The sequence below is a fragment of the Burkholderia sp. R-40 genome, assembly GCF_049942845.1.
GTDB classification, from domain to species: domain Bacteria; phylum Pseudomonadota; class Gammaproteobacteria; order Burkholderiales; family Burkholderiaceae; genus Burkholderia; species Burkholderia ambifaria.
Genome location: NZ_CP187967.1, coordinates 2,835,564 through 2,849,659, shown reverse-complemented (window position 1 = coordinate 2,849,659; position 14,096 = coordinate 2,835,564). Strand labels below are relative to the sequence as shown.

14 protein-coding genes are annotated in these 14,096 nt (G+C 68.9%); 7 read left to right on the top strand and 7 right to left on the bottom strand.

Going from position 1 to position 14,096, the window contains the following annotated elements:
* Positions 1–8 precede the first annotated feature (8 nt).
* Positions 9–857, bottom strand: coding sequence for a thioredoxin (gene trxA, locus ACP26O_RS13200; RefSeq protein ID WP_006750955.1), 849 nt, complete (start codon positions 855–857; stop codon positions 9–11).
* Between the two features lie 52 nt (positions 858–909).
* The gene (locus tag ACP26O_RS13195) at positions 910–1,791 is read right to left on the bottom strand and encodes a pirin family protein (protein ID WP_175665455.1); all 882 of its coding nucleotides are present in this window, start codon (positions 1,789–1,791) and stop codon (positions 910–912) included.
* 254 nt (positions 1,792–2,045) lie between these two features.
* Here ACP26O_RS13195 and ACP26O_RS13190 point away from each other — a divergent pair, with 254 nt between their 5' ends.
* Positions 2,046–2,924: an EamA family transporter gene (locus ACP26O_RS13190; protein ID WP_175665476.1), complete on the top strand. Its 879-nt coding sequence runs from the start codon at positions 2,046–2,048 to the stop codon at positions 2,922–2,924.
* Positions 2,925–2,976: 52 nt separating this feature from the next.
* On the opposite strand, the gene ACP26O_RS13185 is transcribed toward ACP26O_RS13190, so the two are convergent.
* Positions 2,977–4,506, bottom strand: a complete 1,530-nt coding sequence (locus ACP26O_RS13185; RefSeq protein WP_041491257.1) for an N-acetylmuramoyl-L-alanine amidase — start codon at positions 4,504–4,506, stop codon at positions 2,977–2,979.
* Positions 4,488–5,039, bottom strand: a complete 552-nt coding sequence (locus tag ACP26O_RS13180) for a bifunctional tRNA (adenosine(37)-N6)-threonylcarbamoyltransferase complex ATPase subunit type 1 TsaE/phosphotransferase (protein WP_012364555.1) — start codon at positions 5,037–5,039, stop codon at positions 4,488–4,490. Before ACP26O_RS13180 ends, ACP26O_RS13185 begins: the two co-directional genes overlap by 19 nt.
* Before the next feature lie 17 nt (positions 5,040–5,056).
* On the opposite strand from ACP26O_RS13180, the gene queG reads away from it, so the two are divergent.
* From queG to xerD, 3 genes are all read left to right on the top strand, one after another.
* Positions 5,057–6,292, top strand: coding sequence for a tRNA epoxyqueuosine(34) reductase QueG (queG, locus tag ACP26O_RS13175; protein ID WP_175665456.1), 1,236 nt, complete (start codon positions 5,057–5,059; stop codon positions 6,290–6,292).
* 63 nt (positions 6,293–6,355) lie between these two features.
* Positions 6,356–6,826 carry a methylated-DNA--[protein]-cysteine S-methyltransferase gene (locus ACP26O_RS13170; RefSeq protein WP_126228390.1) on the top strand — a complete coding sequence of 157 codons (471 nt, stop codon included), beginning with the start codon at positions 6,356–6,358 and terminating at the stop codon, positions 6,824–6,826.
* Positions 6,823–7,785 carry a site-specific tyrosine recombinase XerD gene (gene xerD / locus ACP26O_RS13165; protein WP_165751918.1) on the top strand — a complete coding sequence of 321 codons (963 nt, stop codon included), beginning with the start codon at positions 6,823–6,825 and terminating at the stop codon, positions 7,783–7,785. The genes ACP26O_RS13170 and xerD overlap by 4 nt, the downstream gene beginning before the upstream one ends.
* 55 nt (positions 7,786–7,840) lie before the next feature.
* Here xerD and ACP26O_RS13160 read toward each other — a convergent pair whose 3' ends face one another.
* Positions 7,841–9,403 (bottom strand): class I adenylate-forming enzyme family protein, encoded by a 1,563-nt coding sequence (locus tag ACP26O_RS13160; RefSeq protein WP_175665457.1) that lies wholly within the window; start codon positions 9,401–9,403, stop codon positions 7,841–7,843.
* A 262-nt stretch (positions 9,404–9,665) separates the two neighbouring features.
* Here ACP26O_RS13160 and ybaK point away from each other — a divergent pair, with 262 nt between their 5' ends.
* A complete protein-coding gene (ybaK, locus tag ACP26O_RS13155; protein ID WP_012364550.1) occupies positions 9,666–10,157 on the top strand; it encodes a Cys-tRNA(Pro) deacylase in 492 nt (163 codons plus the stop codon).
* Between the two features lie 164 nt (positions 10,158–10,321).
* On the top strand, positions 10,322–10,960 hold the full coding sequence (plsY, locus tag ACP26O_RS13150; protein WP_175665458.1) for a glycerol-3-phosphate 1-O-acyltransferase PlsY: 639 nt from the start codon (positions 10,322–10,324) through the stop codon (positions 10,958–10,960).
* 82 nt (positions 10,961–11,042) lie between these two features.
* Here the strand turns inward: plsY and ACP26O_RS13145 are convergent, their stop codons facing one another.
* Complete coding sequence (locus ACP26O_RS13145; protein WP_012364548.1) at positions 11,043–11,528, bottom strand: YajQ family cyclic di-GMP-binding protein; 486 nt, start codon at positions 11,526–11,528, stop codon at positions 11,043–11,045.
* A 135-nt stretch (positions 11,529–11,663) separates the two neighbouring features.
* Between ACP26O_RS13145 and murB the strand changes: the two genes are divergently transcribed.
* A complete protein-coding gene (gene murB / locus ACP26O_RS13140) occupies positions 11,664–12,713 on the top strand; it encodes a UDP-N-acetylmuramate dehydrogenase (RefSeq protein WP_175665459.1) in 1,050 nt (349 codons plus the stop codon).
* A 121-nt stretch (positions 12,714–12,834) separates the two neighbouring features.
* On the opposite strand, the gene argF is transcribed toward murB, so the two are convergent.
* Positions 12,835–13,764 (bottom strand): ornithine carbamoyltransferase, encoded by a 930-nt coding sequence (gene argF / locus ACP26O_RS13135; RefSeq protein WP_041491254.1) that lies wholly within the window; start codon positions 13,762–13,764, stop codon positions 12,835–12,837.
* Between the last annotated feature and the right edge of the window lie 332 nt (positions 13,765–14,096).

The window sequence follows — 14,096 nt, the reverse complement described above, 5'->3', positions numbered from 1 at the left end:
CCCGTTCGTCAGTTGAGCGCCATGCTCAGCTTGCGCCGCCACGCGGCGACGAGCTCGGGGCTGTCGCCCGCCATCTCGAACACCGACAGCATCGTGCGGCGGCCGAGGTCGTCGCCATACGCGCGGTCGCGCAACACGATTTCCAGCAGCTGCTCGAGCGCGCCTTCGTACGCGCGTCGCGCGATCAGGCTCTGCGCAAGGTCGAAGCGTGCGTCGAGATCGGCGGGATTCGCCGCGATACGCGCTTCGAGCGCGTCGGTCGGCGGCAGGTCGGCCGTCGCGTCGAGCGCATCGAAACGGGTCTTGATCGCCTGGTAGCGCGGATCGGCGCCCTGCACGGTCTGCGGCGACAGGCGCTCGGCCTCGGTGCGCGCGGCATCGACCTGGTTGTTCGCGAGCAGCAGTTCGATCAGGTCGAGCCGTGCATCGTCGAAACCGGGGTTCAGCGCGAGCGCCGCCTCGAGGTGGGTGAGCGCATCGTCGTAGCGTGACTCGGCGATCGCGTATTGCGCGGCGCGGCGTTCTGCTTCCTCGGGCGCCGGCAGCAGCCGGTCAAGGAACGCGCGCAACTGGCCTTCCGGCAGCACGCCGATGAACTGGTCGACCGGGCGCCCGTCGGCGAACGCGATCACGTGCGGGATGCTGCGCGTCTGGAAGTGCGCGGCGAGCTCCTGGTTCTCGTCGACGTTCACCTTCACGAGCTTCCAGCGGCCCTGGTAGTCGGCTTCGAGCTTTTCGAGCAGCGGACCGAGCGTCTTGCAGGGGCCGCACCACGGCGCCCAGAAGTCGACCAGCACGGGGGCGTCCAGCGACGCCTCGATGACGTCTTTCTCGAAAGTGGCAAGCGTGGTGTCCATGTCGTTCTCTTCCAGTCGAATGTCGTGAGGATGGGGGCGGCGCGCGCCTTTTTCAACGCGGCTTCGCTGCGGGCAGCGGAATCCACTCGGTTTCGCCGGGCACCTCGCCCATTTCCTGGTTCGTCCACGCTGCTTTCGCGCGCTCGATCGCGTCGCGGCTGCTCGCGACGAAATTCCATTCGATGAAGCGTTCGCCGTCGATCTTGTCGCCGCCCAGCAACATCGCGCGCGCGCCGTTGCCGCTCCCGAGCGTGACGGTCGCGCCCGGCGTGAGCACGGCCATCTGCTCGGCCGGCACCGGCGTGCCGTCGATCGTCAGGTCGCCGTCGACCACGTAGACCGCGCGCTCCTCGTGCGACGCGTCGAGTTCGAGGCGGCTGCCGGCCGCGAATTCGGCGGCGACGTACAGCGTGCGCGAGAACGTCGTGACGGGCGAGCGCAGGCCGAACGCGTCGCCGGCGATCACCGTCAGCGTCACGCCGTGTTCGGTGCGCGTGGGCAGCGTGTCGGCCGCATGGTGCTCGAACGACGGCTCGGTGGTTTCGTGGGCGACGGGCAGCGCGACCCAGGTCTGGATCCCGTGCACCGTATGGCCGCTCGCGCGCTGCGCATCGGGCGTGCGCTCCGAGTGGACGATGCCGCGGCCGGCCGTCATCCAGTTCACGTCGCCCGGCACGATCTCCTGCCGCGAGCCGAGACTGTCGCGGTGCAGGATCGCGCCGTCGAACAGGTAGGTGACGGTGGCGAGCCCGATATGCGGGTGCGGACGCACGTCGAGCCCGGTGCCGGCCGGCAGCGCCGCGGGCCCCATGTGATCGAAGAAGATGAACGGGCCGACGAGGCGTGCGGCGAGCGCGGGCAGTGTGCGGCGCACCTGCAGGTTGCCGATGTCGCGAATGTGCGGCTTCAGCAAGGCTTTGATCGGTTCGGTCATGACAGGCCTCGTGGCGAACGGCGGGGATGCCGGTCATTGTACTGGCGGCGTGGCCCCGGCGCGCGCACCGGGCGTGGCGCTGCGCCAGCCGGCGGTGCGGGCGGCAGCGGGCACGCGCGATGCGGCGTGCCAGTCGATGCGCGGCCACGCCCGCGGCCGATTCCATGCACGCCGCGCGGGTATCGGGCCGTGCGGCGAAACCCGGTAGACTGAGCCGCTTCGGAACCACCATTCAAAACGAGGAGACGCCGATGATGGCCCCGAAGGACTTGCTGCTCGCGCTGGTCGTGATCCTGGCGTGGGGCGTGAACTTCGTCGTGATCAAGGTCGGGCTGCACGGCATGCCGCCGATGCTGCTCGGCGCGCTGCGCTTCACGCTCGCGGCCGTGCCCGCGGTGTTCTTCGTCCGCCGCCCGCAGATTCCGTGGCGCATGCTGATCCTGTACGGCGCGACGATCCAGCTCGGCCAGTTCGTGTTCCTGTTCACCGGCATGTACGTCGGCATGCCGGCCGGTCTCGCGTCGCTCGTGCTGCAGTCGCAGGCGTTCTTCACGCTCGTGTTCGCGATGCTGTTCCTCGGCGAGCGGCTGCGCATTGAGAACCTGATCGGGCTCGCGATCGCCGCGGCCGGGCTCGCCGTGATCGCCGCGCAGGGCGGCCGCGCGATGACGCTCGCCGGCTTCCTGCTGACCATCTGCTCGGCCGCGATGTGGGCGATCGGCAATATCGTCACGAAGAAGGTCGGCCGCGCGAACCTCGTGTCGCTGGTCGTATGGGCGAGCCTCGTGCCGCCCGTGCCGTTCTTCCTGCTGTCGCTGTGGTTCGAGGGGCCGCAGCGGATCGGGGCCGCGCTGGCGGGGCTGGACGGCGCGTCGATCTTCGCGGTCGTCTATCTTGCGTTCGTCGCGACGCTGCTCGGCTACGGCCTGTGGAGCCGCCTGATGTCGCGCTATCCGGCCGCGCAGGTCGCGCAGTTCTCGCTGCTGGTGCCGATCGTCGGGCTCGCGTCGTCGGCGCTGCTGCTCGACGAACACCTGACGCGCACGCAGCTGGCAGGCGCCGCGCTCGTGATGGGCGGGCTCGCGGTGAACGTATTCGGCGGGAAGCTGGTGCGCCGCTTCGCGGCGTCGTGACGGGCCGGCACGCAGCGCGTGCCGGCGGCAGGGAAAAGCAGGCGGCCGTGCGTCAGGCCATCCGGTTCTTCGCGAGCGGCGGGTTCGCGGCGAAGTAACGCTTGATGCCGCGGAAGATCGCGTCGGCCATCTGGTCGCGATAGCTTTCGTCGTTCAGCCGGCTCTCTTCTTCCGGGTTGCTGATGAACGCGGTCTCGACGAGGATCGACGGAATGTCGGGCGCCTTCAGCACCGCGAATCCGGCCTGCTCGACCGAGCCCTTGTGCAGCTTGTTGATGCCGCCGACTTCCTTCAGCACGTAGCCGCCGTAGCGCAGCGAATCGCGGATCTGCGCGGTCGTCGACATGTCGAACAGCGCGCGGCTCACGGCCGCGTCCTGCGTCTTGATGTTGATGCCGCCGATCAAGTCCGACGAGTTTTCCTTGTTCGCCATCCAGCGTGCGGCGGCGCTCGTCGCGCCGTGGTCGGACAGTGCGAACACCGACGAGCCGCGCGCGGACGGCGTCGTGAACGCATCCGCGTGGATCGACACGAACAGGTCGGCGCCGACGCGGCGCGCCTTCTGCACGCGCACGTTCAGCGGCACGAAGAAGTCGGCGTCGCGCGTCATCATCGCGCGCATGTTCGGCGCGCCGTCGATCTTCGCGCGCAGCTTCTTCGCGATGTCGAGCGCGATGTGCTTCTCATACGTGCCGCCGCCGCCGATCGCGCCCGGATCCTCGCCGCCGTGGCCGGGATCGATCGCGACCGTCAGCAGGCGCATGGTGCCGCCCTTGCCGGATTTCGGTGCGGTGAACTTGTAGGTGTCGCCGTCGTCGTCGCTGTCGTCGCGGCGCGCGATGACGGGCGGCGGCTTGACGGCCGGCTTCGCGGGCGTGGAAGGCGTCGCGGCGGCCGGCGGCGTGCGCGGCGTGGCCGGCGTGTTCTGCGCGAAGCGCTGGAAGAACGCGTCGGTGTTGTCGCCCGCGGCGGGCGCCGACGGCGCGGCCGGGCCCGCGAGCGAGGTCGGCGGCTGCATCTGCTGCGCGCGCGCGGTGTCGTTGAGCGCCTGTTCCTTGCGTTCCGTCTGCGCGATCAGGTCGGACAGCGGATCGGGCGCGACGGCCGGATACAGGTCGAACACGAGCCGGTACTTGTAGGTGCCCACCGGCGGCAGCGTGAACACCTGCGGCTTCACCGAGCCTTTCAGGTCGAACACCATCCGCACGACGTGCGGCTGGTACTGGCCGACACGCACCGACTGGATCTGCGGATCGTTCGGCGCGATCTTCGATACGAGGTCGCGCAGGGCCTGATCGAGATCGAGCCCGCTCAGGTCGACGACGAGCCGGTCGGGGCCCTGCAACAGCTGTTGGCTATTCTGCAGCGGCTGGTCCGATTCGATCGTGACGCGCGTGTAATCGCGCGCGGGCCACACGCGCACGCCGAGCACCGACGACGCGTGTGCGAGCCGCGGTGCGGCGAGCCCGAGCACCAGCGTCGACGCGCCCGCGCGCAGGATCTGGCGGCGGCGCCAGTTGTGCGTCGCGGTGGCCGCCGATTCGATCGAGCGGAACGGTTTGATCAACATCTTTCGAGACATGCCTTTCCTGAAGCGCTGAACGCCCGGACGGTGAGGGCGCGACCGTCGCCGTCCACGTCGAGCGAGAAAACCAGATCGGGCACGCCGAGCAGGGTGCCCGCCTGTTGCGGCCATTCGACGAGGCAGATCGCGCTGGAATTGAAATATTCGCGAAAGCCCGCGTCGGACCATTCGGCCGGATCGTTGAATCGATACAGATCGAAGTGATAGACCTCAAGTTCCCCATCGTCGCGTGCGAATGCATACGGTTCGACGAGCGTATAGGTCGGGCTGCGCACGCGTCCCGGGTGGCCGAGGCCGCGCAGGATCGCGCGCACGAGGGTCGTCTTGCCCGCGCCGAGGTCGCCGATCAGCTGGATCTGCAGCCCGTCGAACGCGTGCGCGCGGGCGAGTTCGCCGCGCGCCGCGTCGAGCGCGTGCGCGAAGCGGGCGCCGAAGGCCTCGGTCGCCGCTTCGTCGGCGAGTGCGATCACGCGCTCCGCGAGCGGGGCGGGCAGCGTGTCGGCATGAGGCGTATGGGACGTGGCTGGCATTCTCGTAAAATAGTGCGATGAACCGCTTACCGGAACTCGCCGCATCCGACAGGCCTTCGACTCGTACCGAAGGCGCGGCGCCGTGCGCGCTCGATGATGCGACGTTGACTGCGCTCGCCACTCGCATCAAGGCGTGGGGGCGCGAATTGGGTTTCGGGGCGATAGGCATCAGCGATACCGATCTCTCGGATGCCGAAGCAGGCCTCGCCGCCTGGCTGGAAGCCGGGTACCACGGCGAAATGGATTATATGGCGAAACACGGAACGAAACGCGCGCGGCCGGCCGAACTTGTGGCCGGTACGCGACGTGTGATCTCCGCGCGGCTCGCGTATCTGCCGGCCCAGACGCTCGCGCCCGACGCGCCCGATGCATCCTCCGGCGCACTCGTGCCGCACGACTGGCGCGCCCGCGAGCGCGCGCGCCTGGACGATCCGCAGGCGGCGGTCGTGTCGATCTACGCACGCGGGCGCGACTATCACAAGGTGCTGCGCAACCGGCTGCAGACGCTCGCGGAGCGCATCGAGCACGAGATCGGCGCGTTCGGCTACCGCGTGTTCACCGATTCGGCGCCGGTGCTCGAGGTCGAGCTCGCGCAGAAGGCCGGGGTCGGCTGGCGCGGCAAGCACACGCTGTTGCTGCAGCGCGACGCGGGTTCGCTGTTCTTCCTCGGCGAAATCTACGTCGACATTCCGCTGCCGACCGACGCGCAAACGGCGCCCGACGTCGCGCCCGAGACGCCCGGCGCGCACTGCGGCAGCTGCACACGCTGCATCGATGCATGTCCGACCGGCGCGATCGTCGAGCCGTATCGCGTCGACGCGCGCCGCTGCATCTCGTACCTGACGATCGAACTGAAAGGCAGCATCCCGGAGCCACTGAGGCCGATGATCGGCAACCGCGTGTACGGCTGCGACGACTGCCAGCTCGTGTGTCCGTGGAACAAGTTCGCGCAGGCCGCGCCCGTCGCCGATTTCGACGTGCGGCACGGGCTCGACCGCGCGACGCTCGTCGAGCTGTTCGGCTGGGATGCCGACACGTTCGATACGCGGATGCAGGGCAGCGCAATCCGGCGCATCGGCCATGAAAGCTGGCTGCGCAATCTCGCGGTCGGGCTCGGCAACGCATTGCGCGCGCCGGCCGACCGGCTCGCGCCCGAAGCGCGCGAAGCGATCATCGCCGCGTTGCGCGCGCGGGCCGACGATCCGTCGCCGATCGTGCGCGAGCATGTCGAATGGGCGCTGCGTGCCGCATGAACGCGGCGTAAAGTAGCGTCGGCGCGCGGCGGCGGCGCGCGTTTCACCGGTGAGGAGAAGCTCATGTTCAACGCAGTCATCGACGCACCGTTCGGCAAGGTCGGCATCCGCACCGACGCCGCCGTGGTGCGCGAGATCGTCTATCTGCCCGAGTCGGTCAAGTCGGTCGAGCCGGACTCGCCGCTCGCGCGGCGCGCGGTCGAGCAGATCGAACGCTATTTCGAGCGTGCATCGGCGCGCTTCGACCTGCCGCTCGCGGACGTCGGCAGCGCATTCCAGCATCGCGTGTGGAACGTGATCAGCGACATCGCGCCGGGCACGGTGCTGACCTACGGACAGGTCGCGAAGCGGATCGGCAGCGCGCCGCGCGCGGTCGGCCAGGCGTGCGGCGCGAACTATTTCCCGCTCGTGATTCCGTGCCATCGCGTCGTCGCGGCAGGTGGCCTCGGCGGCTTCGCGAATCACGACGACAATGGCTATTACCAGAAAGTAAAGCGCTGGCTGCTGGCGCATGAGGGCGTGCCGTACCGATGAGTGAACCGTTGCTTTCCCCCGACTCCGCGCCCGACGCCGATGGCGACGCGGCCGCCGCATCGCCCGCGCTGCTCGCGAGCCGCGCGTCGATCGACGTGTTCTGCGATGCGCTGTGGCTCGAGCACGGGCTCGCGCGCAATACGCTCGATGCGTACCGGCGCGATCTGGTGCTGTTTTCGCAATGGCTGGCCGCGACGCACGACGTGCCGCTCGACTCGGCCGACGAAGCGATGTTGATCGGCTACATCGCGGCGCGCAGCGACGGCAAGGCGACGTCGTCGAACCGGCGCTTGTCGGTGTTCCGTCGCTATTACGGCTGGGCCGTGCGCGAGCACCACGCGAGCGCGGACCCGACGCTGCGGATCACGTCGGCGAAGCAGGCCGCGCGGTTTCCGTCGACGCTGTCCGAGGCACAGGTCGAGGCGCTGCTCGGTGCGCCCGACATCGGCACGCCGCTCGGCCTGCGCGATCGCACGATGCTCGAGCTGATGTACGCGAGCGGGCTGCGCGTGAGCGAGCTCGTCACGCTGAAGACCGTCGAGGTCGGGCTCAACGAGGGCGTCGTGCGCGTGATGGGCAAGGGCTCGAAGGAACGGCTCGTGCCGTTCGGCGAAGTCGCGCACGGCTGGATCGAGCGCTACCTGCGCGACGCGCGGCCGGCGCTGCTCGGCGCACGCGCGGCCGACGCGCTGTTCGTGACCGCGCGCGGCGACGGGATGACGCGCCAGCAGTTCTGGAACATCATCAAGCGCCACGCGCAGCAGGCCGACGTGCGCGCGCACCTGTCGCCGCATACGCTGCGGCACGCGTTCGCGACGCACCTGCTGAATCACGGCGCCGACCTGCGCGTCGTGCAGCTGCTGCTCGGCCACAGCGATATCTCGACCACGCAGATCTACACGCACGTCGCGCGCGAGCGGCTCAAGACGCTGCACGCGACGCACCATCCGCGCGGCTAGCGCGGTGCGCGCGCCGGCCCATGCGCGGCAGGCGGCCGGCGCCGCGCGTCATGCGTCACGCGAGTTCGCGCAGCTTGTGCTTCAGCACCTTGCCCGTCGACGCGGCCGGCAGCGCATCGAGCACGCGAATCCGCTCAGGGCGCTTGTAAGGCGCGAGCCGTTGCGCGCACCACGCCTGCAGCGCGGCCTCGGTCGCGCTCGCGCCGGGCACCAGCTCGACGAACGCGAGCACTTCCTCGTTGCCCTCGACCGCGCGGCCCACGACGGCCGCCTGCACGACGTCCGGGTGCGCGTTCAGCACCTGTTCGACCTCGACCGGATACACGTTGAAGCCCGAGCGGATGATCAATTCCTTGCTGCGGCCCGCGATCGTCACCGAGCCGTCCGCTTCCTGGCGCGCGAGATCGCCGGTGCCGAGCCAGCCGTCAGGCGACACGGCCGCGCGCGTCGCATCCGCGTCGCGGTAGTAGCCGAGCATCACGTTCGGCCCGCGCACGCGGATTTCGCCCACGTCGCCCGGCGGCACGTCGGTGCCGTCCGGTGCGACGATCCGCATTTCCACGCCCGGGATCGGCACGCCGACCGAGCAGTCGGTACGCGGTGCGTCGAGCGGCGTCTGCGTGATCGTCGGGCTGCTCTCGGTCATTCCGTAGCCGTTGTGCAGCGGCACGCCGTACACGCGCTCGACGCGCGCTTTCAGGTCGGCGTCGAGCGGCGAGCCACCGGAATACGCGAAGCGCAACCGCGGCGCGCGCCACGCGTGCGCGTGCGTGTGCAGATGTTCGAGCAGCTTCGCGTGCATCGCGGGGACGCCCTGGAAGATCGTCACGCCTTCGTCGGCGAGCGCGACGCGCACGGCCTCCGGCGAGAAGCGCGGCGCGAGCCGCAGCGTCGCGCCCGCGTACAGGCTGCCGAGGCAGACCGACGCGAGCCCGTACACGTGCGACACGGGCAGCACCGTATAGACGACGTCGTCGGGCGACACGCGGCGCAGCGTGCTCGACATCGCGGCGATGAACAGCAGGTTGCGATGCGACAGCATCACGCCTTTCGGCGTGCCCGTCGTGCCGGTCGTGTAGATCAGCGCCGCACATTGGGCGGCGCCGTCGGCCGCCACCGGTTCGCTGGGCGCGCTCGGGTCGACGCGGTGCGACCACGCGCCGATGTCGACCGAAAGCGCGTCGGCAGGCGTCGCGTCGTGGCGCGTCGCGTGTGCGCGCGCGTCGGGCGACGCTTCCGTGGCGAACGCGATCAGCTTCGGGCGCGCGTGCGCGGCGATCGCATCGAGCTCGCTGGCCGACAGCCGCGCGTTCGACACGAGCGCCCATGCGTCGACGCGGGCGACCGCGAACAGCAGCACGATCTGCGCGACGCTGTTTTCCGCGACGATCATCACGCGATCGCCGCCGCGCACGCCCAGGCGCGCGAGCCGCGCGGCAGCCGCCTCGACGGCGTGCGCCAGCTCGCCGTACGACAGGCGACGCGCGTCCTCGATCAGCGCCGGATGCGCGGGCGCGTGCGCGGCCCAGCGGGCAGGCACGTCGGCGATGCGGCCGGGCAACGCGGCGAGCAGTGCCGCGACGTCGAGCGGCGCGGATGAGCGGGCAGGCGAGGACATGGCGTCTCCAGAAGAAGGGCCGGGCGGTGGCACGGCGAGTTTTGCGAACGATCGTGCCATGACGGCGGGCGCGCCACAATCGGCCATTCGGGCAATGGCATTTCGCGAAGTCCGCAATGATGATGGACGGGCGCGCCCGTCCGGGACTGCCCGTCCGGGACAAAAGGGCCGCGAGTATACCGTCGGCGCGCGGCAACCCGCCGCAACCACGCGCAGGGGCGATGGCGCGCGCCCGCTGGTCGTTCGCCATTAAAATGCCGCGATGAGCAAATCCAGACACGTGTCCGAGACACCCGCGACCCAGCTGCTGCGCCGCCACGGCGTCGCATTCGGCGAGCATCCGTACGATTACGTCGAGCACGGCGGCACCGGCGAGTCGGCGCGCCAGCTCGGCGTCGACGAACACAGCGTCGTGAAGACGCTCGTGATGGAGGACGAGCATGCGAAGCCGCTGATCGTGCTGATGCACGGCGACCGCACGGTGTCGACCAAGAACCTCGCGCGGCAGATCGGCGCGAAGCGCGTCGAGCCATGCAAGCCCGACGTCGCGAACCGCCATTCCGGCTATCTGGTCGGCGGCACGTCGCCGTTCGGCACGCGCAAGCCGATGCCCGTGTACGTCGAGTCGACCATCCTCGAATTGCCGACGATCTACCTGAACGGCGGCCGCCGCGGTTATCTCGTCAGCCTTGCGCCGGCGGTGCTCACGACGCTGCTCGGCGCGACGCCCGTGCAGTGCGCAAGCGTCGACTGAGGGTTTCACCTTCGTGGCAGGCCGTGCGCGTTCGGTAGAATGGGCGCCGTTTCGGCCGGTCGGCCCGCACGGCCGGCCGCCACGGCCTGCCGCCGGTTCGCCGCGACGGCGCCTGCCGCGCCCGGCCGCCCCTTCACCGATACGTTGAAAGAAGAGTTCTCCGCATGCAGATCCTGCTCGCCGCACTTGTTGCCTACCTGATCGGTTCGGTGTCGTTCGCCGTCGTCGTCAGCGCCGCGATGGGCCTGGCCGATCCCCGTTCGTACGGGTCGAAGAATCCCGGCGCGACCAATGTGCTGCGCAGCGGCAACAAGAAGGCCGCGATCCTGACGCTCGTCGGCGACGCGTTCAAGGGCTGGCTCGCCGTCTGGCTCGCGCGGCACTTCGGGTTGCCCGACGTCGCCGTGGCGTGCGTCGCGATCGCCGTGTTCCTGGGCCACCTGTATCCGGTGTTCTTCCGCTTCCAGGGCGGCAAGGGCGTCGCGACCGCGGCCGGCGTGCTGCTCGCGGTGCATCCGGTGCTCGGGCTCGCGACCGCGCTGACCTGGCTGATCGTCGCGTTCTTCTTCCGCTATTCGTCGCTCGCGGCGCTGGTGGCGGCCGTGTTCGCACCGCTGTTCGACGTGTTCCTGTTCGGCACGAGCCACAACCCGGTCGCGTGGGCCGTGCTCGCGATGAGCGTGCTGCTCGTGTGGCGTCACCGCGACAACATCTCGAAGCTGCTGGCAGGGCAGGAAAGCCGGATCGGCGACAAGAAGAAGGCGGCGGCCGACGGCGGCGCGCAGGACGGCGGGAAGCTCTGAGGAAGGGGTTGCTGCTGTCGCCGCCCGCCGGGGCATCCCATGCGGGGCCCGGCGGCGCGGCGTGACCGGTCGACGGCGTCGATCAGTCGCGGAAGTTGTTGAAGTCGAGCGGGGTATCGGTCACGTCCTTGCGCAGCATCGCGATCACGCTCTGCAGATCGTCGCGCTTCGTGCCGGTCACGCGCACCGCGTCGCCCTGGATGCTCGCCTGCACCTTGATCTTGCTGTCTTTCACGAGCCTGACGATCTTCTTCGCGAGGTCGCCCGTCACGCCTTTCTTCACGGTGACGATCTGCTTGACCTTGTCGCCGCCGATCTTCTCGACCTTGCCGTAGTCGAGGAAGCGCACGTCGACGTTGCGCTTCGCGAGCTTGTTGATCAGCACGTCCTTGACCTGACCGAGCTTGAAATCGTCGTCGGCGAACAGCGTCAGCTCGCGCTCCTTCTGCTCGACACGCGCGTCGGAGCCCTTGAAGTCGAAGCGCGTCGAAATTTCCTTGTTCGACTGCTCGATGGCGTTCTTCACTTCGATCATGTTCGCTTCGGAAACGACGTCGAACGATGGCATGGCATTCTCCCTTGAGATGCAGGCGCCCGGCTTGCGCGCGGGCACTCGCTATAATTGCGGACTGTTTGCCATTTTACCGATGCCCCTGCGTTTGCCCAAGGCCGGCCTTATGCCGCCCGGCGGACGCGACCGCGAATGCCGATGCCACCTGACGATTCCGCCCTGTCGCTGCTCCCCGACCATCCGCTCGCCGCGCACAACACGTTCGGCATCGGCGCGACCGCGCGCTTTGCCGCCCGCGTCACGCATGCGGCGCAATTCGCGGCGCTGCATCGCGATCCGCGCGTCGCGCACCTGCCGCAACTCGTGCTCGGCGGCGGCAGCAACGTCGTGTTCACGCGCGATTTCGACGGCATCGTGCTGCTCGACGAGATCGCCGGGCGCCGCGTCGTGCGCGAGGACGACGACGCGTGGTACGTCGAGGCCGGCGGCGGCGAGACCTGGCACGCATTCGTCGCGTGGACGCTCGAGCATGGCATGCCGGGCCTCGAGAATCTGGCGCTGATTCCGGGCACCGTCGGCGCCGCGCCGATCCAGAACATCGGCGCATACGGCCTCGAGATGAAGACGTACTTCGACTCGCTGGTCGCCGTCGAACTCGCGACGGGGCGCAGCGAGCGCTTCGATGCCGCGCGCTGCGCGTTCGGCTATCGCGACAGCTTTTTCAAGCGGGAAGGGCGGGGCCGCTTCGCGATCGTCGCGGTGACGTTCAGGCTGCCCAAGCGCTGGACGCCGCGGCTCGGCTACGCGGATGTCACGCGCGAGCTCGATGCGCGCGGCATCGCGCCCGACGCGGCGACGCCGCGCGACGTGTTCGACGCGGTCGTCGCGATTCGCCGCGCGAAGCTGCCCGATCCGCTCGAACTCGGCAACGCGGGCAGTTTCTTCAAGAATCCGGTGATCGACGCCGCACGGTTCGATGCGCTGCGCGCGCGCGTGCCGGACGTCGTGTCGTATCCGCAGCCGGGCGGGCAGGTGAAACTCGCGGCCGGCTGGCTGATCGACCGCTGTGGCTGGAAGGGGCGCACGCTCGGCGCGGCGGCCGTGCATGACCGTCAGGCGCTCGTGCTGGTCAATCGCGGCGGTGCGACGGGCGCCGACGTGCTCGCACTGGCGCGCGCGATCCAGGACGACGTGCGCAAGCAGTTCGGCGTCGAGCTGGAACCCGAGCCGGTGTGCGTGTAACGCGGGCGTTCGACCCGCACCTTTCACGCGTTTTCGCCCACGCAAATAAGAAAAGCGCCGATCATCGATCGGCGCTTTTCTTTGCATGCCGCCGGATTCAGGCGGCGTGCGAGCGCTGCGTTCAGTGCTTCAGGCGGCCGAGCAGCAGGAACTCCATCAGCGCCTTCTGCACGTGCAGGCGGTTTTCCGCCTCGTCCCATACGACGCTCTGCGGGCCGTCGATCACGCCGGCCGTCACTTCCTCGCCGCGGTGCGCGGGCAAGCAGTGCATGAAGAGCGCGTCCGCGTTCGCGTGGCCCATCATTTCCTCGTCGACGCACCAGTCGGCAAACGCCTGCATGCGCGCTTCGTTCTCGGCCTCGAAGCCCATGCTCGTCCACACGTCGGTCGTCACGAGATCGGCACCCTTGCACGCTTCGTTCGGATCGTCGAACACTTCGTAGAACGGCGCGCTGTCCGGCGACACGAGCTTCATGTCGAGCGCATAGCCCGGCGGCGTCGACAGGCGCAACTTGAAGCCGAGGATCTGCGCGGCTTCGATCCACGTGTACAGCATGTTATTCGCATCGCCGACCCACGCGACCGTCTTGCCGGCGATCGGGCCGCGGTGCTCGTAGTACGTGAAGATGTCGGCGAGCACCTGGCACGGGTGGTAATCGTTGGTCAGGCCGTTGATCACCGGCACGCGGGAGTTCTGCGCGAAGCGCGTGATCACGTCCTGCTCGAACGTGCGGATCATGATGATGTCGACCATTCGCGAGATGACCTGCGCGGAATCCTCGACGGGCTCGCCGCGGCCGAGCTGCGTGTCGCGCGTGCTCATGAACACCGCGTGGCCGCCCAGCTGGAAGATGCCGGCTTCGAACGACAGCCGCGTGCGCGTCGAGCTCTTCTCGAAGATCATCGCGAGCGTGCGGTCGTGCAGCGGGTGATAGGTCTCGTAGTTCTTGAACTTGCGCTTCAGGATACCCGTGCGTTCGAGCACGTACTCGTAGTCTTCCAGCGAGAAATCCTTGAACTGCAGGTAGTGACGAATGGTTTTGGCGGTCATGAAACGAAATACGGCGGGTAGGAGCCGGCTGCGGAGCCGGACGCCGCAGCCGTCGGGTGTGGATAACTGCAAAGCAGCATAAAGGATTTTCTGTGCTTTGACGAGCCGCGACACAAACCGGGGCGGCATCGTCGCGCACGCTGGAGCACGCCGGGAGAGGGGCGGCGAGACGACGCGCAATGGCGCGCTGCGGTATAATCCAAAAGTTTTCTCCAGCCCGGCAGGCAAGGCTTTTCGCGCTCTGCCGGACACAAGCCATGCGCTGCACACATCCGGTGCGGCGCGCCGGCGGCACGCATCGACGGCCTGTTTTCGGGATATCGAAGCGCGTG